This window comes from Streptomyces sp. GbtcB7 (assembly GCF_019091445.1).
Classification (GTDB): domain Bacteria; phylum Actinomycetota; class Actinomycetes; order Streptomycetales; family Streptomycetaceae; genus Streptomyces; species Streptomyces mirabilis.
The window spans coordinates 96,429-118,908 of the sequence record NZ_JAGXJM010000024.1 but is presented as its reverse complement, the minus strand read 5'-3'; the positions used below and the strand labels follow the sequence as shown (position 1 = coordinate 118,908).

The following is a 22,480-nucleotide window of genomic DNA, read 5'->3' as shown; positions in this document are numbered from 1 at the left end:
TTGTCAGCAGTACCCCGCCCTGAACGAGGAGCCCCCGTGACCGCCCCCGAGTCGCCCCAGCCCGTCGCCGACGACGACAAGTCGCACGTGCCTCCGCTGACGACCCGTGTCGTCATCGCCGAGGACGAGGCGCTGATCCGCCTCGACCTCAAAGAGATGCTCGAGGAAGAGGGCTACGCCGTTGTGGGCGAGGCGGGGGACGGGGAGCAGGCCGTCGAGCTGGCCCGTGAGCACCGGCCCGACCTCGTGATCCTCGACGTCAAGATGCCCAAGCTGGACGGGATCTCGGCGGCCGAGAAGATCGCCGAGGAGAGCATCGCCCCCGTCCTGATGCTCACCGCGTTCTCGCAGCGCGACCTCGTCGAGCGGGCCCGTGACGCCGGCGCGATGGCGTACCTCGTGAAGCCCTTCAGCAAGAGCGACGTCGTACCGGCGATCGAGATGGCCGTCTCGCGGTTCACGGAGCTGAAGCAGCTGGAGAAGGAGGTCGCCGACCTCAGCCAGCGTCTGGAGACCCGCAAGCTGGTCGACCGGGCCAAGTCCGTGCTGCAGACGCAGTACGGGCTGACCGAGCCCGCCGCGTTCCGGTGGATCCAGAAGACCTCCATGGACCGCCGTATGTCCATGCAGCAGGTCGCCGAGGCGGTCATCGCGGACGCCGAGGAGAAGAAGTCCTCCAAGGGCTAGGGAGCGGCGGCGCCCGTTTCGGGGTGCCGTGGCTTGCCCGCGCGAGCCCGGCGACCGCGTGTCAGGCTGGTTTCGGGGCCGCGTGGCCTTCGGGGCGGCAAGGCAGCAAAGGAGACAGCGCGTGGAAGAGAAGGCGTTCGTCCAAGCGGTGTCGGAACGTACGGGCCTGACTCGGCAGGAGTCGGCCGATCTCACGCGTGCCACGCTCGAGACGCTGGCCCATCGGCTGAGCTCGGGTGAGGCACGGAACCTGGCGCTGGAGCTCCCGGAGGGGCTGGCGGAGTCCGTTCGGCGGGGTGCGACGGCGGAGATCGAGCGCTTCGACTACGACAAGCTCGTGCGGCGTGTGGCCCAGCGCAACGTGCTCAAGCCGGACGAGGCCGACAGCGGCGTCCGTGCCGTGCTGGTCACGCTCCGTGAGGCGATCAGCGAGAAGGAGTTCGGCCACGCGATGTCGCAGCTCGGTGCCGACTTCTCCAGGCCGATCGAGAATTTCGTCGGCTGATTCTCCGGCGAGCGGTACGGGTGAGCGGTACTGGTGAGTGACGAAGAGGCCCGCGCCCCCCGACCGGGGGCGCGGGCCTCTTCGTGCAGCGGCTGTACGGTCGTACGGCCGGAGCCTGGTCTCAGTCCTCGCCCAGGTAGGCCTTGCGTACCGACTCGTCGTGCAGCAGGTCCTGTCCGGTGCCGGAGAGGACGATGTTGCCGACCTCCATGACGTGTCCCTGATCGGCGAGGGAGAGCGCCGCCTGGGCGTTCTGCTCGACGAGGAGGATGGTCGTACCGTCGGCCTTGAGTTCGACGATGGTGGCCATGATCTTCTGCATCATGATCGGCGAGAGGCCCATGGAGGGTTCGTCGAGCATGAGCAGCTTGGGCTGGGACATGAGCGCGCGGCCCATGGCCAGCATCTGCTGCTCGCCGCCGGAGAGGGTTCCCGCGGCCTGCTTGCGGCGTTCACCCAGGATGGGGAAGAGGTCGTAGGCGCGCTGGATGTCCTTCTCGATGCCCGCCTTGTCGGTGCGCAGGAACGCGCCGAGCTGGAGGTTCTCGGTGATCGTCAGCCGAGGGAAGATGTGACGTCCCTCGGGGGAGTGGGCGAGGCCCAGGGAGACGATCTTGTGGGCGGGGATGCCGCTGAGGGGTTTGCCGTCGAAGGTGATGCGGCCCGCGGCGGGCTTGAGGAGCCCGGAGAGGGTGCGCAGGGTGGTCGTCTTGCCGGCGCCGTTGGTGCCGATGAGGGTGACGATCTGGCCGGCTTCGACGGAGAAGGAGATGCCCTTGACGGCTTCGATCTTGCCGTAGGCGACCTTGAGGTCTTCGACCTCGAGCAGTGCGGTCACTGGGCGTTTCCTTCCTTGCTGGTGGTGCCCTCCGCGGCGGCGTCGCTCTCGGCGGCCTCAGGAGGCTCGGTGGCCTCGGGAGTCTCGTCGGCCTCGGGAGTCTCGGAGGCTTCCGCGGGCTCGGGAGCGTCCGTGGCCTCCGCCGCCTCGGCGGCTTCGACCTCGGCGAGTTCCTCCGCGCCGGGGGCGCCCTCGAAGGGGGTGCCGAGGTAGGCGGCGATGACGCGTTCGTCGCCCTGGACGACCTCGGAGGTGCCCTCGACGAGCTTCTCGCCCTGGACGAGGCAGGCGACGCGGTCGGACAGGTTGAAGATGAAGCGCATGTCGTGCTCGATGACGAGGACGGCGATGCCCCTGTCGCGGATGGCGAAGACGAGGTCTTCGGTCGCGCGTGTCTCCTGGGGGTTCATGCCGGCCGTGGGCTCGTCCAGGAGCAGCAGTCCCGGTTCGCTCGCCATGGCGCGGGCGATTTCGAGCTTGCGCTGTTCGCCGTAGGGGAGGTTGCGGGAGAGGTGGTCGGCCTTGTGGTCGAGGCCGATGAACTCCAGCAGTTCCATGGCGCGTTCGCGGGAGGCGGCCTCTGCCTTGCGGAAGCCGGGGCCGCGCAGGAGGGCCGACCAGAGGCCTTCCTTGGTCCTGGTGTGGCGGCCGACGAGCACGTTCTCCAGGACGGTCATGTTGGCGAAGAGCCGGATGTTCTGGAAGGTGCGGGCGATGCCGGCGCTGGTGACGAGGTGGGGCTTGGGCGGGAGGACGGTGCCCTTGTAGGAGACCTTGCCCTCGGTCGGCACGTACAGACCGGTGAGGCAGTTGAAGAAGGTCGTCTTGCCGGCGCCGTTGGGGCCGATGAGGCCGACGATCTCGCCCGAGTTGACGGTGAGGTCGACGCTGCGGACGGCGGTGAGGCCGCCGAAGCGCATGGTGACGCCGCTGGCCTCGAGTACGGGGCTGGTGGCCGTGGTGGTGGTCATGTGGGTCACGCCCCTGCCTTGGTGACGCCGACAGTGGAGTCGGGCAGGCCTTGTTCGGGGATGTCGACGCTGTCGTCGGACTCGTGGAATTCGAGCTGGCGACGGCGGTTGGCGATGATGCCTTCGGGGCGGAAGCGCATGAGGATCACGAGCGCGATGCCGAAGGCGAAGAGCTGGTACTCCTTCAGGAAGCCGAGCTTCTCGGGGAGGAGGTAGAGCAGGGTGGCGCCGAGGATGGGGCCGTTGACCGTGCCCATACCGCCGAGGACGACCGCGGCCAGCAGGAAGGCGGAGTTGGGCGGTACGGAGCCGGCGAACTGGTACGGGGCCGGGTTGACGCTGTAGCCGACGTGGGCGCTGACCGTGCCGGCGAGGCCGGCGAGGGAGGCGCCGAGGGCGAAGGCGATGAGCTTGACGCGGAAGCCGTTGATGCCCATGGCGGTTGCGGCGGTCTCGTCCTCGCGGATGGCGATCCAGGAGCGGCCGATACGGGAGTCGGCGGCGCGGTTGAAGACGACCACGACGATGCCGGTGATGATCAGCATCAGCAGGAAGTAGTTCGCGAAGCGGCCGAGGGTGATCGAGCCGATGTCGTGCGAGTTCCCGAGGTTGAACCCGAAGATGTCGAGGTCCGGGATCATCGAGATGCCGTTGGGGCCGTTGGTCAGGTTCGGTCCGGAGGAGCCGTCGAGGTTGTTGACGGAGATGCGGAAGATCTCTCCGAAGCCGAGGGTGACGATGGCGAGGTAGTCGCCGCGCAGTCGCAGGGTGGGGGCGCCGATGAGGACGCCGAAGACGAGCGACGCGGCCATGCCGGTGAGCATGGCGGCCCAGAAGGGGAACTGGACGCCGGAGAAGCGGGAGAACTCGGAGCCGGAGACGAGTGCCGCGGCGTACGCGCCGACGCCGAGGAAGGCGACGTATCCGAGGTCGAGGAGTCCGGTGAGGCCGACGACGATGTTCAGGCCGAGGGCGACGGTGGCGACGACGAGGATGTTCACGCCGAGGTTGGCGTTGTGCTCGTTGTTCTCGACGAAGGGGAAGACCGCCGCGGCGAGGAACGCCATGGAGGTGGCGAATCCCTTGTGGCGGGCGTTGAGCGCGGCGAACCGGTCGAAGAGTCCGGCGGCTTGGAGTGCCCAGGTGCCGAAGATGACGAGCAGCAGGTAGCCGATGAACGTCTCGCTGGCGTCGGGGTCGACGCCGATGCCGTACGTGAAGACGATCAGGGCGACGGCGGTGGCGCCGGTGATGACGAGGCGCTCGGCCCAGCCGGGGAGCTTCTGGGCCGCGGGGATGCGGTCGGGCTTGCTGACCCAGTCCTTGAAGGTGTCGCCGGGGCTCGGGAGAGCGAGGGCGCCGACGAGGGCGATCAGGGAGCCGATGGCGGTGACGTAGGCGCCGGGGTCGAGGGCGACGAGGCCCTTGAGGTCGACCGCGATGGCGATGGCGCTGAACCAGCTGACGGCGAACGCGGAGGCGGCGGCGAGGACGACGGGCGCGGTGGCGCCTGCCGGGTTGAGCCAGCGCAGGCCGCGGACGCCGAAGAGGGTGAGCGCGAAGAGCAGGGTGATCGCGCCGGCGACGAGGTCGAGGATCTGGAGGCCGGCCGGGGAGCCGTAGTAGGTGAGGTCCCCGGGGAAGTCGGCCGTGTAGGTCCACGACATGAAGGTGCTGGCGATGGTGGCGACGGCGCCGACGGCGACGAGGGCGCGCGCGGCGGTCTGGGGGAGTGCGATCAGGCCGCGCGCGGGGGCGGCGATCTCGGCGGTGTTCTCGGTGGTTGCCATGGTGTTCACGCCCTGTCCGCGACGCGTTCGCCGACCAGGCCTTGTGGCCTGAACAGCAGTACGAGGATGAGGAGGACGAAGGCCCAGACGGAGGACCAGCCGCCGCCGCCGAGCTGCTGCATGCCGGGGATGCCGTCGATGTAGGAGGTGGCCATGGTCTCGGCGAGGCCGAGGACGAGGCCGCCGATCATGGCGCCGTAGATGTTGCCGATGCCGCCGAGGACTGCGGCGGTGAAGGCCTTGAGGCCCATCTGGAAGCCCATGTTGTACTGGATCGAGCCGTAGCGCAGGCCGTAGGAGACGGCGGCGACGGCGGCGAAGAAGCCGCCGATGGCGAAGGCGATCACGATGATCTTGTTGGTGTCGATGCCCATGAGCTGGGCGGTGTCAGGGTCTTGGGCGGTGGCCTGCATGGCGCGGCCGGTGCGGGACATGCTGACGAAGAGGGCGAGGGCCGCCATGCAGAGCGGGGCGGCGACGATGACGAAGAGCGAGCCGCTGCTGATGCTGATGGACCCGATGTGCCAGGGTCCGGCGTCGATCTGGGGGAAGTTGCGGTCGGTCTTGGCGTTCGGGTACCAGTTGAAGACGGCCTGCTGGAGCGCGAGGGAGAGGCCGATGGCGGTGATGAGGGGTGCCAGGCGTGGCGCGCCGCGCAGTGGTCGGTAGGCGAACCGTTCCGCCCCGACGGCGATGAGGACGGCGACGAGTCCGCCGCCGATGAGCATCGCTGGGAGGGCTATCCACATGGATGTGCCGTCGGGCAGGACGTAGAGGTAGACCGTGAGTGCGCCGAAGCCTCCGGTCATGAAGATCTCGCCGTGGGCGAAGTTGATGAGCTGGACGATGCCGTACACCATCGTGTAGCCGATGGCGATCAGCCCGTACATCGAGCCGAGGAACAGCCCGTTGGCCAGCTGCTGCGGCAGGGTGTTCACCGCATGGCCTCCATGTGGGTGGGGAGAGTGAACGGGGGGATATGGGGCGGGCCGCGCGGTGACGTGTGGTCTTGGCCGCGCGGCCCTGGGGTGTAGCTAGCGGCGGATCTCGAATCAGCTGGAGTCAGCTGGTATCAGCTGGACTTGGCCGGAATCGGCTGGAGTCAGCTGAAATCAGCTGGGATCGGATCGGATCAGCCGTTGAACGTGCCGCTCTTGACGGCCTTCCACTTGCCGTTGACGACCTGGTAGACGGTGAGCTGCTTGTTGGTGGTGTCGCCGTACTCGTCGAAGGAGACGGGGCCGGCGATGCCCTCGAACTTCGTCTTCTGGACCTCGTCCACGATCTTGGCGCGGGCGCCGTCGGGGACCTTGCCGTCCTTCACGACGTTGGCGATCGCCTTGATGATGGCGGTCGCGGCGTCGTAGGAGTAGCCGCCGTAGGTGCCGTAGTCGCCCTTGAGGCCGGAGGCCTTGTACTTCTTGATGAAGTCCGCGGCGGAGGGCAGGGAGTCGACGGGCTGGCCGACGGAGGTGGCCAGGTCACCCTCGGAGGTCTTGCCGGCGGTCTGGATGTAGGTGTCGCTGAACATGCCGTCACCGCCGAACAGCGGGATCTTGACTCCGCCGTCCTTGAGCTGCTTGGTGAGCTTCTCCGACTCGTCGTACTGGCCGCCGTAGTAGACCAGGTCGGCCTTGGAGTTCTTGATCTTGGTGACGAGGGCGGAGAAGTCGGTGTCGCCGGTGTTGACGTGGTCCTCGCCGGCGACCTTGCCGCCGTTCTTGGTGAAGCCGGCCTTGAACAGCTTGGCCAGGCCCGCGCCGTAGGTCTGCTTGTCGTCGACGACGAAGACGTTCTTCTTCTTGAGCGTGCTGTACGCGTACTCGGCCGCGAAGCCGCCCTGGAGGGCGTCGGTGGTGGCCGTGCGGAAGTACGTCTTGAACGGGCGCGACTTCGAGGTCTGCCAGTTCTTGCCCTGGGTGAGCTCGGGCGCCGTGTTGGAGGGCGAGATCTCGACCAGGTTGGCGGTCGCGAAGACCTGCTGCATCTGCGTGGCCACACCGGAGTTCAGCGGGCCGACGACGCCGAGGACCTTCTCGTTGTTGACGAGGGCGGTGGCGTTCTGCTGGCCGCTGGCCGGGATCGCCTTGTCGTCGAGCGCCTGGACCTTGAAGGTCACGCCGGGGACGGTGTTGTTCTTGTTGGCGTCGTCGACGGCGATCTGTACGCCGCCCTGGATGCCGAGGCCGGTTGCGGAGTTCTGACCGGTCAGCGGAGCGTCAACGCCGATGATGATCTCGGTCTTGCTGCTGCTGCTCTTGTCCCCGCTGTTGTCACGCGAACCGCAGGCGGTCAGCGTGAGTGCTCCGGTGGTGAGCACGGAGGTGAGTATGACCAAAGAACGCTGTCGCACGTTGAATCCTCTCCCTGGCGCAGCAGCCCTGCTGAGCTGCCGTGTGTCTCGCCGGGCCGTACTGGGTGATACCGAGCCGTGCTGCAGACGCGCCCGGCGGCGCGGTGACTGGCCGTGACTCTAAGCCTGTCTGTGGGCCCGGGCATCGCCGTGGGCTGGCTTGTGACTTTCTTGTTATGACGTGCCGGTTGATGGGCTTCAGGGATGGGTATTCTCGGCCGATTTGGCGGAAATTCTTCTTGTTCCACATGTTGAGAATCCGCACTTCCGGTTGCGCGTGGGCGAAGGTCGCGGTCGGGCGCCGTCGCAGGTCGCGTGGAGTCGCCGGGAGAGGTCGCGGGAGTGCGGGCCGTCGAAGACGGAACTCTGATGCCGTATTGCGTGCGTGTTACGCAGCGTTACGTCGAGAAAAGGGAACTCGGAGTTCGGTCGGCGTACACGGTATTCGGGCGCATGAGGTGCGGTCCGGGCGTGCGGTCTCGTGAAGGCGCGTGAAGTCACCCGAAAGGGTGGTGAGTTGCCGCTGATTTCCGATAACCCCGGCGTATTGGAGTGCGGTTGCGGCGGGCGGGGTGTGCGGGGGCGTCGCGGGGGCGTGCGGAAGGTGTGTGTGGGGGGTCGGGGCCGGGGCGGAGGTATCCGTCCTCGGTCAGGCGCGGAATCGGTCGGTCCCAGAAGGGGCCGGTGCTGACGCGCCGGCCGCTGCGGGCGGACACCTCCGCCCCGTCCCCTGCCCGCCGTACCCGACTGCCGGTGAGTAGGGGGCAGTTCTCTCCTGCCCCCTTGCTCGCCGTACGCCGGTGCCGGTGAGTGGGGCTCGTTCTGGAGGTGGGGGTCAGGGCCGGCGTACGTGGGCGGCGTCGGAGGGGTTGACGTCGCGCAGGAGGCAGGTGAGGCGGGCGGTGCAGACGCGCTTGCCGTTCTCGTCGGTGATGACGATCTCGTACGTCGCTGTCGTGCGCCCGCGGTGTACGGGGGTGGCCACGCCGGTGACGAGGCCGGACCGGGCGCCGCGGTGGTGGGTGCAGTTCAGGTCGACGCCGACGGCGATCTTGGAGCTGCCGCCGTGCAGCATGGAGCCGACCGAGCCGAGGGTCTCCGCGAGGACGGCGGAGGCGCCGCCGTGCAGGAGGCCGTACGGCTGGGTGTTGCCCTCCACGGGCATGGTGCCGACGACCCGGTCCGCGGAGGCCTCGATGATCTGTACGCCCATGCGGGTGCCGAGGTGGCCTGCCGAGAAGAGGGCGGGCAGGTCGACGCCGAGTGCGGCGTACTCGTCGATGACCTCTTGCGGGAACTTCACTTGGCTCTGCTCGCCCATGGGGGCCGGCTCCGATCGTCGTCGATCTCTCTGGCTGACTGGCTGAGCAAACGCTCAGTCGGTGGCCGATTGTTCCAGACGGACCACGACGGACTTGCTGGCCGGGGTGTTACTGGTGTCCGCGGTGGCGTCGAGGGGGACGAGGACGTTGGTCTCGGGGTAGTACGCGGCGGCGCAGCCGCGGGCGGTCGGGTAGTGCACGACGCGGAAGCCCGCGGCGCGCCGCTCCACGCCGTCCCGCCATTCGCTGACGAGGTCGACGTACGAGCCGTCGGTGACGTTCAGCGCGCGGGCGTCCTCGGGGTTGACGAGGACCACTCGGCGGCCGTTCTTTATGCCCCTGTAGCGGTCGTCGAGGCCGTAGATGGTGGTGTTGTACTGGTCGTGCGAGCGGAGGGTCTGGAGGAGGAGGCGGCCTTCGGGGAGCTTCGGATACTCGACGGGCGCTGCGGTGAAGTTGGCCTTGCCGGTGGCGGTGGGGAAGCGGCGTTCGTCGCGGGGGGCGTGGGGGAGGGCGAAGCCGGCGGGGTCGGCGACGCGCGCGTTGAAGTCGTCGAAGCCGGGGATCACGCGCGCGATGCGGTCGCGGATCGTGGCGTAGTCCTTCTCGAACTCCTCCCAGGGGGTGCGGGAGGAGTCGCCGAGCACGCGGCGGGCGAGGCGGCAGACGATGGCCGGCTCGGACAGGAGGTGCTCGCTCGCGGGCTCCAGACGGCCGCGTGAGGCGTGGACCATGCCCATGGAGTCCTCGACGGTCACGAACTGCTCGCCGCCGCCCTGGAGGTCGCGCTCGGTGCGGCCGAGGGTGGGCAGGATCAGGGCGCGGGCGCCGGTGACGACGTGGGAGCGGTTGAGCTTGGTCGAGACGTGCACCGTGAGGCGGGCGCGCCGCATGGCGGCCTCGGTGACCTCGGTGTCGGGGGAGGCGGAGACGAAGTTGCCGCCCATCGCGAAGAAGACCTTCGCGTCGCCGTCGCGCAGGGCGCGGATGGCCCGTACGACGTCGTAGCCGTGCTCGCGGGGCGGGGCGAAGCCGAACTCCTTCTCCAGGGCGTCCAGGAAGGCCGGGGCGGGGCGCTCGAAGATGCCCATGGTGCGGTCGCCCTGCACGTTCGAGTGGCCGCGGACCGGGCAGACGCCCGCGCCGGGGCGGCCGATGTTGCCGCGCAGCAGCAGGAAGTTGACGACTTCGCGGATCGTGGGCACGGAGTGCTTGTGCTGGGTGAGGCCCATGGCCCAGCAGACGATGGTGCGCCGGGAGGACAGGACGAGGCGCAGGGTCTCGTCGATCTCCTCGCGGGTGAGGCCGGTGGCGGTGAGGGTCTCGTCCCAGTCGGCGGCGCGGGCGGCGGCCGCGAACTCCTCGTAGCCGTGGGTGTGTTCGGCGATGAAGTCCTCGTCGACCGCGCCCTCGGTCTCCAGGACGAGCTTGTTCAGGAGGCGGAAGAGGGCCTGGTCGCCGCCCAGGCGGATCTGCAGGAACAGGTCGGTGAGGGCGGCGCCCTTGAGCATGCCCTGGGGGGTCTGCGGGTTCTTGAAGCGCGCCAGGCCCGCTTCGGGCAGCGGGTTGACGCTGATGATCTTCGCGCCGTTGGCCTTGGCCTTCTCCAGGGCGGAGAGCATGCGTGGGTGGTTGGTGCCGGGGTTCTGCCCGGCGACGATGATCAGGTCCGCCTTGTAGAGGTCCTCGAGCAGGACGCTGCCCTTGCCGATGCCGATGGTCTCGGAGAGCGCGGAGCCCGAGGACTCGTGGCACATGTTCGAACAGTCCGGCAGGTTGTTCGTGCCGAGCTCGCGGGCGAAGAGCTGGTAGAGGAACGCGGCCTCGTTGCTCGTGCGCCCCGAGGTGTAGAAGAGGGCCTCGTCGGGGGAGCCGAGGGCGGCGAGCTCCTCGGCGACGATGTCGAAGGCGCGCTCCCAGGAAACCGGCTCGTAGTGGTCGGCGCCCTCGGGCAGGTACATGGGGTGGGTGAGGCGGCCCTGCTGGCCGAGCCAGTAGCCGCTGCGGCCGTGCAGGTCGGTGACCGCGTGCGCGGCGAAGAAGTCCGGGGTGACCCGGCGCAGGGTGGCCTCCTCGGCGACCGCCTTCGCGCCGTTCTCGCAGAACTCCGCCGCGTGCCGGTGCTCCGGCTCGGGCCAGGCGCAGCCCGGGCAGTCGAAGCCGTCCTTCTGATTGACGCGCAGGAGGGTCAGCGCGGTGCGCTTCACCCCCATCTGCTGCTGGGCGATGCGCAGGGTGTGCCCGATGGCGGGCAGCCCGGCCGCGGCACGCTTCGGCTCGACGACCTGCGGCGCGTCCTGGACCGGATCGCTCTTGGGCGGCTTGCTGGCCATCGGGGGACCCCCTCGCATACACGTATGAAGTACGTGGGCGATCCTCGCACGCGCCGGTGACGACGACGGCGGCCGGTCCCGGGAGGTCCGCACTGTCAGTGGGGCGTGCGAGGATCGGGGGCGTGGCAGAAACAGCATCGAAGAAGACCGAGAAAACCGCAGGTGCGGGCCGTCCGCGGCTGATGCTCATGGATGGGCACTCGCTGGCGTACCGCGCGTTCTTCGCGCTGCCCGCGGAGAATTTCACGACCGCGACGGGTCAGCCGACGAACGCGATCTATGGTTTCGCGTCGATGCTGGCGAACACGCTGCGCGACGAGGCGCCCACGCATTTCGCGGTGGCGTTCGACGTCTCGCGCAAGACGTGGCGCTCCGAGGAGTTCACGGAGTACAAGGCGAACCGTTCGAAGACCCCGGACGAGTTCAAGGGGCAGGTCGAGCTGATCGGCGAGCTGCTGGACGCGATGCACGCGCAGCGGTTCGCGGTCGACGGCTTCGAGGCCGACGACATCATCGCGACGCTCGCCACGCAGGCCGAGGCCGAGGGCTTCGAGGTCCTGATCGTCACCGGTGACCGCGACTCCTTCCAGCTGGTGTCCGAGCACACGACGGTGCTGTACCCGACGAAGGGCGTCTCCGAGCTGACCCGCTTCACTCCGGAGAAGGTCGTCGAGAAGTACGGGTTGACGCCGGCGCAGTACCCCGACTTCGCGGCGCTGCGCGGCGACCCGTCGGACAACCTGCCGGGCATCCCCGGCGTCGGCGAGAAGACGGCCGCGAAGTGGATCAACCAGTTCGGTTCGTTCGCGGACCTCGTCGAGCGTGTCGACGAGGTCAAGGGCAAGGCCGGGCAGAACCTCCGCGACCACCTGGAGGCGGTGAAGCTCAACCGCCGTCTCACGGAGATGGTGAAGGACGTCGAGCTCCCGAAGACGGTCACCGACCTGGAGCGCGCGGCGTACGACCGTACGGCGGTCGTGATGGTCCTGGACACCCTGGAGATCCGCAACCCGTCCCTGCGTGAGCGGCTCTTCGCCGTCGACCCCGGGACGGAGGAGGCCGAGGCGGCCGCTCCGGTCGTCGAGGGGGTCGAGCTGGACGGGGCGGTCCTGGGTGCGGGCGAGCTGAAGCCGTGGCTCGCCGAGCACGACGGCAAGGCGGTCCTGGGTCTGGCCACCGTCGACACGTGGGCGCTGGGTTCGGGGTCGGTGGCCGAGGTCGCGCTGGCCGCGGCGGACGGGGCGGCGGCGTGGTTCGACCCCTCGCGGCTGGACGAGGCCGACGAGAACGCGTTCGCCAAGTGGCTCGCCGACCCCAAGAAGCCCAAGGTGCTGCACAACGCCAAGGGTGCGATGCGGGTCTTCGCCGAGCACGGGTGGACGATCGAGGGCGTGTCCATGGACACCGCGCTCGCCGCGTATCTGGTGAAGCCGGGCCGCCGCTCCTTCGCGCTGGACGCGCTGTCCCTGGAGTACCTGGGCCGGGAGCTGGGGCCCGCCGCGGCGGCCGACGGTCAGCTGGCCTTCGGTGCGGACGACCAGGCTGAGGCCGAGGCGCTGATGGTGCAGGCCCGCACGATCCTCGACCTGGGCGAGGCGTTCGGCGAGAAGCTGGCGGAGGTCGGCGCGGCCGAGCTGCTGCGCGACATGGAGCTGCCGACGTCGGCGCTGCTGGCCCGGCTGGAGCGGCACGGCATCGCGGCGGACCGGGCGCACCTGGAAGCCATGGAGCAGATGTTCGCCGGCGCCGTGCAGCAGGCGGTGAAGGAGGCCCACGCCTCCGTCGGGCACGAGTTCAACCTCGGCTCGCCCAAGCAGCTCCAGGAGGTCTTCTTCGGCGAGCTGGACCTGCCCAAGACGAAGAAGACGAAGACCGGTTACACGACGGACGCGGACGCGCTGGCCTGGCTGGCCACGCAGACCGACCACGAGCTGCCGGTCATCATGCTGCGCCACCGTGAGCAGGCCAGGCTGCGGGTGACGGTCGAGGGCCTGATCAAGACGATCGCCGCGGACGGCCGCATCCACACCACGTTCAACCAGACGGTGGCCGCGACGGGCCGACTCTCGTCGGTGGACCCGAACCTGCAGAACATCCCGGTGCGTACGGAGGAGGGCCGCGCGATCCGCCGCGGCTTCGTGGTCGGCGAGGGCTTCGAGTCCCTCATGACGGCCGACTACAGCCAGATCGAACTGCGTGTGATGGCCCATCTGTCCGAGGACGAGGGCCTGTTGGAGGCGTTCACGTCGGGCGAGGACCTGCACACGACGGTGGCGTCGCAGGTGTTCTCGGTCGAGCGTTCGGCGGTCGACGCGGAGATGCGCCGCAAGATCAAGGCGATGTCGTACGGCCTCGCCTACGGGCTGTCGGCGTTCGGTCTCTCCCAGCAGCTGAACATCGACGCGGGTGAGGCGCGTGCGTTGATGGACACGTACTTCGAGCGTTTCGGAGGCGTACGGGACTATCTGCGCCGGGCGGTCGACGAGGCCCGCGCCACGGGCTACACGGCGACGCTCTTCGGGCGCCGCCGCTATCTGCCCGACCTCAACAGCGACAACCGGCAGCGTCGTGAGGCGGCCGAGCGCATGGCGCTCAACGCCCCCATCCAGGGCACGGCCGCGGACATCGTCAAGATCGCGATGCTGAACGTGGACCGGGCGCTGCGCGAGGCCGGGCTCAAGTCCCGCATGCTCCTCCAGGTCCACGACGAAATCGTCCTGGAGATCGCCCCCGGAGAGCGGGCGCAGACCGAGGAACTCGTCCGCCGCGAGATGGCGTCCGCCGTTCATCTCCGGGCGCCCCTCGATGTCTCCGTCGGCGCGGGCCCCGACTGGGAATCCGCAGCGCACTAGCCCCCGGCGAACGAGCCCCTGAAACCCCGGCCCAGCTTTCCGACCCAGGACCCCGTCGCCGGTTCCGGTCCAGGTCCCGGTTCCGGCCCAGGGCCCCGGCGCCGGTCCCGGTTCCGGTCCCGGGTCCCGGGTCCCGGGTCCTGGCCTCGGTCCCGGCCCAGGGCCCCGGCGTCGGGCTCGGTCTCGGCCCCAGGCCTCGCGCCCCGGGCTCCGGCCTCGGTCCCGACTTCGATCCGGCCCCGGTTCCGGCCTCGGGCCCGGGTCCGGCGTGGGCCTTGGGGCCGGCCCTGGCGTCGGTCCTGGCCCCGGTCCCGGCCCCGGCGTCGGTCCTGGCCTCGGGCCCGGTCCCGGGTCCCGGCTTCGGCTTCGGCTTCGGGTCCGGGCCTCGGCTTCGGGTCCCGGCCCCGGCCGCGGGTCTCGGCCCCGGCCCAGCGCAGGGCCGGGCCGGGCCGGGCCGGTTCGGTCCCGGGTGGCGCTGGTCGTGGCTCCGCCTGCTCCCGGCGTCGGCTGCCCTGCGGGCGGCTTGCGCGCCGATGTGGACAGATGCCCCACCCCGCAAGGGGAAGCCCCCGACCACAGGGCACCCCCCTCGCCGGAGCTTGCGGCGCAAGCCGCCCCGCGCTCCGCCGTGCGAGCCGCCCGCGGGGAGAGTCGTCCCACGCTCCGCCGTGCGTGCCGCCGCAGGGAGAGCCGCCCCCCGCTCCGCCTTGCGAGCCGCCCGCAGCGAATGTCAGCTTCAGCCCCGTCGTGCGCGCCACCCGCAGAGAGAGTCGCCCCCCGCCCCGTCTTGCGCGCCGCCGCAGGGAAAGTCGCCCCCGCGCTCCGCCTTGCGAGCCGCCCGCTGGGAATGTGGCCTCCCGCTCTGCCGTGCGAGCCGCCCGCAGGGAATGTCAGCTTCAGCCCCGCCGTGCGAGCCGCCGCAGGGAGAGCCGCCCCCGCTCCGCCTTGTGAGCCGCCCGCAGGGAAAGTGGCCTCCCGCTCTGCCGTGCGAGCCGCCCGCAGGGAATGGCTGCCTCAGCCCCGTCGTGCGAGCCGCCCGCAGGGAAAGTCGCCCCCCGCCCCGTCTTGCGAGCTGCCCGCAGGGTGAAGTCCTTGCGCTGGCTGCCCGTAGGGCATGAGCCCTTTCCGGTGGGCCGGAGGCGCAGGGGAGGGGGGTCCGCTCAGCCCCCGGAGGGAACCGTCACTCGCGTGGCCCTCGCAAAGACGCCCCCCGCGCAAGGTGACCGCAAGGATGCGGGCATGGGTATACACATGCTTCACCGTCGCACGGCCATGGCCACAGCCATCGTCTCGGCGCTGCTCGCGCCGGTACCCGCGGTGGCCGCGAGGGCGAGCACCGCCCAGGTGCCAGCGGCCTGCCGTTCCACCCGCAACCCCGAGCTCGCCGCCCGGATGTCCCGCGACATCAGGGCGGCGCTGTCGTCACGCCAGGGCACCGTCGCCGTGGCGGTGCGCGACGACAACAGCGACCTGACCTGCGCCCTCGCGAGCGAGCGTCGGTACGACTCGGCGAGCGTCGTCAAGGTCACGATCATGGAGGCCACACTGCAGCGCGCGGACGAGTTGCAACGCACCCTCACGGAGTGGGAGCGCGCCAACGTGCAGCCCATGATCACGACCTCGGACAACACCGCCGCCCAGCATCTGTGGAACGACCTGGGCCGCACCTACCTCGGCCGTTTCCTGGACCGTGTCGGAACGCGCCGCACCGAGCTCGGCCCGGCCGGCTACTGGGGCCTGACCCGTACCACGGCCGCCGACCAGATGCGGGTGCTGGGCGTGCTCTCCAGCGCCGGTTCCTTCCTGAAGAGCCGCGCCTACGGCCTGAAGCTGCTCAACCAGGTCCGCGCGGACCAACGCTGGGGCGTCCCCGCCGGCATGCCGAGGAAGCTGCAGGCGCACATCAAGAACGGCTGGTTGCCCCGGTCCACCCACGGCTGGCGCGTCCACAGCGTCGGCGTGTTCACCGGCTCCGACCGCACGTACCGCATCGTCGTCCTGTCGCACGACAACCCGACGATGGCGTACGGGGTCCGCACCATCGAGCGCATCGCCCAGGCCGTCCACCGCGGCCTCAACCGCGGACGCGGCGCCGTCCAGGGCCTCACTCCGGAGAACAGGATCAGCGAGGTGTCGGACGGTTCGGCGCCGCGCGGACCGGTGCCGGGCTGGGACGAGCCGGAGCGGGGCGCCACACCCTGACCCCGACGGCGTACAGCGCGAAGCCGAGCACGAGACCCGCGCCCGCGCCGAAACAGAGCGCCGGGATCAACTCCCGGGGCTTCGCGCGGGTGCCCCAGTAGGCCCACCAGCGTGACGTCCGCTGCACGGCGCCCACCAGCCCGCAGCCGCCGATGACGGCGGCGGCCAGCCACCGGTCGGAACGCGAAAGCACCGGCACCCTCACCGGTTCGGCCGAGGGCGCCCGGCGCAGCGCGACGCTCACGAAGGCCACGATCACGACGGCCCCCACCAGCGAACTGCCGTACTGCGCGTAGGTGAACACCGGCGTGCCGTCGGCGTTCCGCGACAGCACGGGGACGAGCCGGACCCCCCACCGGTCGTGGTGCGTGAACGCGTCCCACACGACGTGTGTCAGCGCGCCGAGCACCGCGGAGGCGTACCACCACAGTGCGGCCGAGGAGCGCACCGGCCCGCGCGGTGTCCCGCAGCGCAGCAGAGCCGCGGGCCGGCCCTGACGGGCCCGTGGCAACAGCGCCACCAAGGGTTCGCGCAGGACCAGCCAGGCACCCACCAGCGCGCAGGCGACGAGTACGTCGAAGGTGAGGACACCGGTGAACGAGTGCGTGAAGTCGCCGAACTCCATCGCTCCGGGGACCACGCTCGCCGCGTAGTAGGTCATGTCGGGGGCGAAGGAACCGGCCACGAGTGCCGCGGGCGCGAGGCGGCCGCGGCCGCTTCCGTCGCCGCGCAGGGCGGGCAGTACGGCCGCCGCGTGGCTGAGGGTGAAGGGCAAAGCGTCCCCCTGTGGCAGACGTTGGTCTGATATGTCGGCCCCGGTGATCTCCGACGCCCAGTATGAGGGGCGTATGAAAATGTCCGCGGGCGCCACCCCGAGCTGCGTGTTCTCTTGGACAATCCCACATGGCCAACCGGTGAAAATCGGGCACGAACGGGTGCCCGGGCGACGGAAGTTGTCGTAGGGTCGCCTGGGTCACTGAGCCAGCGAACGCGCGGTGCGCGGGCGGTCGTCCACGGGAGGGGTTCACTCAATGGCGGCGCATTTCGGCAGACTGCGCAAGGGAGCGACGACCACCGCCGTGGCCGCGGTAGCGGTCGCGGCCCTGTCCGCTTCCCAGGCACCCGGAGTGACCACCGACGACCTCGGCAGACAGGCCGCCGGCGCCGCCCAGCCATCGGGGGACGCGAACACCGGCGGCGAAGGCGGCGGCGCGACCGGCGACTCGCCGTACTACACCGACCTTCCGCCGCTGAAGAGCCCCAACCCGAGCCCGTCGGCGAGCCCGACCACCGGCACGACCGTCTCCGTGGGCGAGGCCGAGGCCGGCATACCCGCGACCGTCCTCGACGCCTACAAGAAGGCCGAGGCCGAGCTGCGCGCCTCCAAGCCGGGCTGCAACCTGCCCTGGCAACTCCTCGCCGCCATCGGCAAGGTCGAGTCCGGCCAGGCCCGCGGCGGCCGGGTCGACGCGAGCGGTACGACGTACTCGCCGATCCTCGGCCCCAAGCTCGACGGCAACGGCTTCGCGCTGATCGCCGACACCGACAACGGCGCGTACGACGGCGACCCCGCCTACGACCGGGCCGTGGGCCCCATGCAGTTCATCCCCTCCACCTGGGAGTGGGCGGGCCGCGACGGCAACGGCGACGGCAAGAAGGACCCCAACAACGTCTACGACGCGGCGCTCGCGGCCGGCCACTACCTGTGCCGGTTCGACCGGGACCTGTCCGTGCAGTCGCAGATGAACGCCGCGATCCTGAACTACAACAACTCGACGGCGTACCTCAACACGGTTCTGTCGTGGCTGGAGTACTACCGCAAGGGCACCCACGAGGTCCCGGACGGCACGGGCACCCTGCCTTCGAACAGCAGCAACAGCCACCCCGGGGCGAGCCCCAGCCCGACCACGCCCGCGACACCGAGCACACCGAGCACACCGAGTACGCCGAGCACGCCGAGTACCCCCAAGCCGGGCAGCGGCGGCTCGACGAGCCCCACCCCGAAGCCGCCCGCGCCGAGTTCGCCCGCGCCGAGCCCGACGCCTCCCACGCCCACCCAGACGGTGGACCATCTGGAGGACGCGAACACCGGGAAGCTCACGGCGACGGCGGGCAGCGCCTTCGGCACCAAGGTCGCCGTGCGGGCCGAGTCCAAGGCGAGCAAGGGCGTGGCGAAGGTCCGGGTGCGGTTCACGATCATCGGTGACACGGACGCCACCTTCACCGGCGGCGAGAGCGTCGCCACCGTCGTCACCGGCAGCGCGGGCACGGCCACCGCGCCCGCACTCGTGGCGGGGGAGAAGGCCGGCGACTTCACCGTCCGCGCCACCGTCGTGGGCCGCGTGCTGGGCGGCCTCGACTACACGGCCACCGTCACCCCGCGCCAGGCCGACACCCTCACCCGCACCAGCGACACCGCGCTGACCTGCGTGCCGGGCGGCGAGTTCGCCGACCAGGTCGAGCTGAAGGCCACCTACAAGGGTGCCGTCGCGGGCAAGGTCGCGGCCACCGCGACGCTCATCAAGTCGGCGGACGACGCGACCGAGAACGACAAGGGCCCGTACTTCAAGGACGCGGACGGCAAGACGATCCGCACCCTCACGGACCTCACGACGGACGCCGACGGCGTGCTCAAGCTCCCCAAGCTGTACGCGGACGACGCGACCGGCACGTTCCTGCTCCGCGTCAACACCACGGGCGGCGCGGTGCTGACGGTCGAGCTGAAGGTCGCCGCGGCCGCCTCGTAGGCCGTACGCGCGTCAGGGCGCCCCTCCGCCGACAGGCGGAGGGGCGCCCTCGTTCGTGTGCGCAATGTGTTCTCATCTCGCCCCGCCGTTGCTACGGTGCCGGATCTGACGAGGTATCAGTTCTCGATCCACCGTCCCCCGGGAGGCCCCGCATGCGCGCCCTCATCGCCGCCGCGACCGGTCTCGCCGTGGCGTTCGCCCTGGTGCTCACGATCACGGCCATGGGCTCACCGGCAGGCAAGACCTCGCCCAAGCCGCTGCTGACGACCGTGCCCGCGCACCCGTAGCGCTCAGGGCATCCGCAACTCTCAGGGAGGGACGCCGAGATGCGTCGCAAGGCCAGCCTGATCCTGCTCGCCTTCGCCGTGTTCTTCGCGGCGCTGTCCCCGCTGCTGCGCTGGTACGCCTTCCCGCGGCTGGCGAAGATCCCCGCCGACCAGTACCAGGACATGGTCCTGGAGGCGAAGGACGCGACCCTGCTCGACTACGGCACCATGCAGGCCAAGAAGGTCCCCAAGGTCACCATCGTGCAGACCCTGAAGGGCAACGTCGAGGCCTCCGACCGCATCGAGAAGACGGCGGGCCGCGACGTCGTCGTCTGGGACAGCCTCTCCTATGTCCAGGGCCCCGACGGGAAGATGGTCTCCAAGCTCCCCGAGCGCTACATCTTCGACGCGCACAGCCAGGACCCCGTCCACGCCACCGGGGAGTCCGTCGACGGCGACCCCGTCACACGCGAGGGCATCGAGTTCAAGTGGCCCTTCCACACGGAGAAACGGGACTACGAGTACTTCGACGCGCAGACCCGCACCTCGGCCCCCATCCACTACAAGGGCACCCAGACCTTCCGCGGCGTCAAGGTGTACTACTTCGAGCAGACCATCCCCTGGACGAAGGTCAAGTTCCCCAAGGTCATGCCGGTCCAGGGCATCACTCCGGAGTCGGTCGCCAAGACGGGCACGACACGCTGGTACACGACCGTCCGCAAGTTCTGGGTGGAACCGGTCACCGGGGCGCCGGTCTACGGCGAGGAGATCCACAAGGAGGAGTTGCGGGGCGGCACCCTCCTCGGGGACCGCGACAAGGTGACCGCCTTCGCCGGACACGTGAAGATGCGCGAGGACTACATCAAGCACACCGTCGCCCTGGTCAAGTCCAACCGCACCCTGATCCTGCTGCTGACGTCGTACCTGCCGTGGGGCTTCCTGCTCCTGGGCGCGGCTCTGCTGTCCCTCTCCCTCTACCTGGAGGCGCGCAGCCGCCGCCCCGGCGACCCGGCCCCCACGGTGGCGGCGGAACCGGAGCCGGTCAACGCCTGAGCCGCGCGTTCGTGTGCCGGGTCGGCTCGGCGGTGGCCGGGTCCTCGGGCCACGGATGCTTGGGGTAGCGGCCCCGCAGCTCCGCCCGCACCGCCTTGTACCCGTCCTTCCAGAAGGAGGCGAGGTCGGCGGTGACGGCGGCGGGGCGCCCGGCGGGCGAGAGCAGATGGACGAGCACGGGCACCCCGGCGACGGCCGGTGACTCGTGCAGCCCGAACATCTCCTGCAGCTTGACGGCGAGCACCGGCTGCTCGGGGTCGGCGTAGTCGATCCGGATCCTGGACCCACTGGGCACCTCGATCCGCTCGGGCGCGAGCTCGTCCAGCCGGGCCGCGTCCCCCGTGGCCCAGGGCAGCAGGCGGTTCAGCGCCTGCCCGGCGTCGATCCGCGCCAGATCGGCCCGCCGCCGGGCACGGCCGAGCTCCGGCTCCAGCCACTCGTCCACGCGCGCGTGGAGCGCGTCGTCGGACACGTCGGGCCAGGGGTCGCCCAGGTGCAGCCGCAGAAACCCGAGCCGGCGCCGCAGCCCCTCGGCATCCGGGGACCACCGCAACAGCCCGAACCCGTCCTCCCGCAGCCCTTCGAGCAACGCCTCCCGTACGAGCCCGGGGTCGGCGTTCTTCAGCGGACGCACCGCCAGCTCCACGGCCCCGAGCCGTTCGACCCGCCGCGCGACGACGTCGCCGTCGGCCCAGTGGACCTCGTCCCCCTTGGTGTGCAGGGGCGCCGCGGCCCTGCGTGCCGTCTCCTCGTCGACGACGGCGGCAAGCCGCACACGCGCGTGTCCGGCCCCGACCGGCCGATCGGCCACGGCGACCGCCAGCCAGGGCGAGCCGCGCAGGGCCGAGCCGTCACCGATGTCGGCACGGGTGCCGTTCAGCATGAGGTACGAGCCGCCCTGGGCCTGCGCGAGCCGCTCGGGGAACGTCAGGGCAGCCACCAGCGCGACCACGCGATCGTCGCCGCCGGCGGCCGGCCACGGACCACCTTCGAGCCCCTCACCGCGGGCGCTGTCCTGGGCGGGTGGCTGGGAAAGTCCCGTCGACGCGGAGCGCAGGCGTCGGGATTCGGTGCGCCAGCGGGACGCGTAGGGGTCGCCGCCGCGTCGGGCCAGTCTCCAGGCCCCGGCCAGGTCGTCGCCGTACTCGCGGGGCGGCTCCTCGCTCAGGAGGGCGACCACTTCGGCGGCGCGGTCGGCGCCCACCACGGGGGCCGCGTCCAGCAGCGCCCGGGCGAGCCGGGGGTGCAGGCCCAGCCGGGACATGCGCACACCCCGTTCCGTGGCCCGACCGGCCGCGTCCACCGCACCCACCGCCGACAGGACGGACCGCGCCGCCGCCATCGCCCCGCCCGGCGGCGGGTCCAGGAGTGCCAGCCCCGTCGCCCCAGGGTCGCCCCAGCAGGCCGCCTGGAGGGCGAACGCCGTCAGGTCGGCCACCTTGATCTCCGGGGCGGGAAATCGCGGCAGACGGGCGTCCTCGGCCTCCGTCCAGCACCGGTACACCCGCCCCGGCGCCTCACGCCCGGCCCGCCCCGCCCGCTGCCGTCCGGCCGCCTGCGAGGCCCGTACCGTCGTCAGCGCGCTCAGCCCGCGCGCGTGGTCCACCCGCGGCTCCCGCGCCAGCCCGGAGTCGACGACCACCCGCACCCCCGGAACCGTCAGGGACGACTCCGCCACGGAGGTCGCCAGGACCACCCGGCGCCGGTCCCCGGTCCCCGGTGACAGCACGGCGTCCTGCACGGCGGCGGGCGCCCGCCCGTGCACCTGCAGCACGTCGACCCGGCCGCCCAGATCCCCCAGCCCGCCCGCCACCCGCGCGATCTCCCCGACTCCGGGGAGGAAACACAGGACGTCCCCCTCGGACTCCGCCAGTGCCCGCCGCACCACCGACGCGACATGCGTCAGCAGCGCCGGGTCGACACGCATGCCGTGCGGCGGCCGTACCGGACGTACCGGAGGCGCCCACTCCACCTCCACCGGATACGAGACGCCCTGCGCCGCGACGACGGGCGCGTCGCCGAGCAGCCGCGCCCACCCCGCCGCGTCCGTGGTCGCCGACGCCGCCACGAGCCGCAACTCGGGACGGAGCGCGGCCCGTACGTCCAGGAGGAACGCGGCGACCGTGTCGGCGTCCAGATGACGTTCGTGGCACTCGTCGAGCACCACCACGTCGACGCCCGCGAGCTCCTGGTCCCGCTGGAGCCGTTGGAGGAGTACACCCGTCGTGACGACCTCCACGCGCGCGCGTGGCCCCACGACCCGCTCCCCGCGCACGGTGAACCCGACGCTCTCGCCGACCTTCTCGCCGAGCAGCCACGCCATCCGCCGCGCCGCGGCCCGGGCGGCGATCCGCCGCGGTTCGGCGACCACGACCCGGCGCGCCGGCCGCCCGTCACCCGGGCCGCCGAGGAGTCCGGCGAGCGCCAGCGGCACGAGGGTCGTCTTGCCGGTCCCGGGCGGCGCCACGAGCACGGCGCTGCCGCCGTCCTCCAGGGCGTCGTGCAGGGCGGGCAGGGCGCCGCGTACGGGCAGCGCGTCCAGGGCGTCGTAGCGGATCACC

The 22,480-nt window shown here is 70.9% G+C and carries 16 protein-coding genes; 7 read left to right on the top strand and 9 right to left on the bottom strand.

Going from position 1 to position 22,480, the window contains the following annotated elements; translation table 11 throughout:
• Positions 1-36 precede the first annotated feature (36 nt).
• Together KVT44_RS34065 and KVT44_RS34060 are read left to right on the top strand one after the other, a co-directional pair.
• Complete coding sequence (locus KVT44_RS34065) at positions 37-687, top strand: ANTAR domain-containing response regulator (protein ID WP_075026314.1); 651 nt, start codon at positions 37-39, stop codon at positions 685-687.
• A gap of 121 nt (positions 688-808) precedes the next feature.
• Positions 809-1,192: a DUF2267 domain-containing protein gene (locus KVT44_RS34060; protein WP_099923195.1), complete on the top strand. Its 384-nt coding sequence runs from the start codon at positions 809-811 to the stop codon at positions 1,190-1,192.
• A 121-nt stretch (positions 1,193-1,313) separates the two neighbouring features.
• Here the strand turns inward: KVT44_RS34060 and KVT44_RS34055 are convergent, their stop codons facing one another.
• The 7 genes from KVT44_RS34055 to KVT44_RS34025 all read right to left on the bottom strand — a co-directional run bounded on the left by KVT44_RS34055 (position 1,314) and on the right by KVT44_RS34025 (position 10,799).
• Entirely contained in the window at positions 1,314-2,030 is a 717-nt protein-coding gene (locus KVT44_RS34055; protein ID WP_099923196.1) for an ABC transporter ATP-binding protein, read from the bottom strand.
• Positions 2,027-3,010, bottom strand: coding sequence for an ABC transporter ATP-binding protein (locus KVT44_RS34050; RefSeq protein WP_217571154.1), 984 nt, complete (start codon positions 3,008-3,010; stop codon positions 2,027-2,029). Before KVT44_RS34050 ends, KVT44_RS34055 begins: the two co-directional genes overlap by 4 nt.
• Positions 3,007-4,791 (bottom strand): branched-chain amino acid ABC transporter permease, encoded by a 1,785-nt coding sequence (locus tag KVT44_RS34045; protein WP_217571152.1) that lies wholly within the window; start codon positions 4,789-4,791, stop codon positions 3,007-3,009. Before KVT44_RS34045 ends, KVT44_RS34050 begins: the two co-directional genes overlap by 4 nt.
• A 5-nt stretch (positions 4,792-4,796) precedes the next feature.
• Positions 4,797-5,729: a branched-chain amino acid ABC transporter permease gene (locus KVT44_RS34040; RefSeq protein WP_075026312.1), complete on the bottom strand. Its 933-nt coding sequence runs from the start codon at positions 5,727-5,729 to the stop codon at positions 4,797-4,799.
• Between the two features lie 194 nt (positions 5,730-5,923).
• The gene (locus KVT44_RS34035; protein ID WP_180293036.1) at positions 5,924-7,144 is read right to left on the bottom strand and encodes a branched-chain amino acid ABC transporter substrate-binding protein; all 1,221 of its coding nucleotides are present in this window, start codon (positions 7,142-7,144) and stop codon (positions 5,924-5,926) included.
• A gap of 835 nt (positions 7,145-7,979) precedes the next feature.
• Positions 7,980-8,465, bottom strand: coding sequence for a PaaI family thioesterase (locus KVT44_RS34030; RefSeq protein WP_217571150.1), 486 nt, complete (start codon positions 8,463-8,465; stop codon positions 7,980-7,982).
• Positions 8,466-8,519: 54 nt separating this feature from the next.
• Positions 8,520-10,799, bottom strand: coding sequence for an FdhF/YdeP family oxidoreductase (locus tag KVT44_RS34025; RefSeq protein WP_099923200.1), 2,280 nt, complete (start codon positions 10,797-10,799; stop codon positions 8,520-8,522).
• Between the two features lie 122 nt (positions 10,800-10,921).
• On the opposite strand from KVT44_RS34025, the gene polA reads away from it, so the two are divergent.
• Together polA and KVT44_RS34015 are read left to right on the top strand one after the other, a co-directional pair.
• Entirely contained in the window at positions 10,922-13,651 is a 2,730-nt protein-coding gene (polA, locus tag KVT44_RS34020; RefSeq protein WP_190170239.1) for a DNA polymerase I, read from the top strand.
• A 1,239-nt stretch (positions 13,652-14,890) separates the two neighbouring features.
• Positions 14,891-15,853, top strand: a complete 963-nt coding sequence (locus KVT44_RS34015; RefSeq protein ID WP_099923202.1) for a serine hydrolase — start codon at positions 14,891-14,893, stop codon at positions 15,851-15,853.
• Here KVT44_RS34015 and KVT44_RS34010 read toward each other — a convergent pair.
• Entirely contained in the window at positions 15,774-16,628 is an 855-nt protein-coding gene (locus tag KVT44_RS34010; protein ID WP_217571148.1) for a DUF4184 family protein, read from the bottom strand. The genes KVT44_RS34015 and KVT44_RS34010 overlap by 80 nt on opposite strands.
• Before the next feature lie 256 nt (positions 16,629-16,884).
• Here KVT44_RS34010 and KVT44_RS34005 point away from each other — a divergent pair, with 256 nt between their 5' ends.
• The 3 genes from KVT44_RS34005 to KVT44_RS33995 all read left to right on the top strand — a co-directional run bounded on the left by KVT44_RS34005 (position 16,885) and on the right by KVT44_RS33995 (position 19,919).
• Positions 16,885-18,600, top strand: coding sequence for a lytic transglycosylase domain-containing protein (locus KVT44_RS34005; RefSeq protein ID WP_217571146.1), 1,716 nt, complete (start codon positions 16,885-16,887; stop codon positions 18,598-18,600).
• A 152-nt stretch (positions 18,601-18,752) separates the two neighbouring features.
• Positions 18,753-18,887, top strand: coding sequence for an SPW_0924 family protein (locus KVT44_RS34000; RefSeq protein ID WP_107096558.1), 135 nt, complete (start codon positions 18,753-18,755; stop codon positions 18,885-18,887).
• Between the two features lie 39 nt (positions 18,888-18,926).
• Complete coding sequence (locus KVT44_RS33995) at positions 18,927-19,919, top strand: DUF3068 domain-containing protein (protein WP_217571144.1); 993 nt, start codon at positions 18,927-18,929, stop codon at positions 19,917-19,919.
• Here KVT44_RS33995 and hrpB read toward each other — a convergent pair.
• Positions 19,909-22,479, bottom strand: coding sequence for an ATP-dependent helicase HrpB (gene hrpB / locus KVT44_RS33990; protein ID WP_217571142.1), 2,571 nt, complete (start codon positions 22,477-22,479; stop codon positions 19,909-19,911). The two genes, KVT44_RS33995 and hrpB, sit on opposite strands and share 11 nt — an antisense overlap.
• Position 22,480: the final 1 nt, after the last annotated feature.

Excerpts from the sequence above, each read along its gene's own strand:
- KVT44_RS33995 (WP_217571144.1), top strand. The coding sequence starts at position 18,927 with ATGCGTCGCAAGGCCAGCCTGATCCTGCTCGCCTTCGCCGTGTTCTTC.
- KVT44_RS34015 (WP_099923202.1), top strand. The coding sequence starts at position 14,891 with ATGGGTATACACATGCTTCACCGTCGCACGGCCATGGCCACAGCCATC.
- KVT44_RS34030 (WP_217571150.1), bottom strand. The coding sequence starts at position 8,465 with ATGGGCGAGCAGAGCCAAGTGAAGTTCCCGCAAGAGGTCATCGACGAG.
- KVT44_RS34000 (WP_107096558.1), top strand. The coding sequence starts at position 18,753 with ATGCGCGCCCTCATCGCCGCCGCGACCGGTCTCGCCGTGGCGTTCGCC.
- KVT44_RS34005 (WP_217571146.1), top strand. The coding sequence starts at position 16,885 with ATGGCGGCGCATTTCGGCAGACTGCGCAAGGGAGCGACGACCACCGCC.
- KVT44_RS34025 (WP_099923200.1), bottom strand. The coding sequence starts at position 10,799 with ATGGCCAGCAAGCCGCCCAAGAGCGATCCGGTCCAGGACGCGCCGCAG.
- KVT44_RS34045 (WP_217571152.1), bottom strand. The coding sequence starts at position 4,791 with ATGGCAACCACCGAGAACACCGCCGAGATCGCCGCCCCCGCGCGCGGC.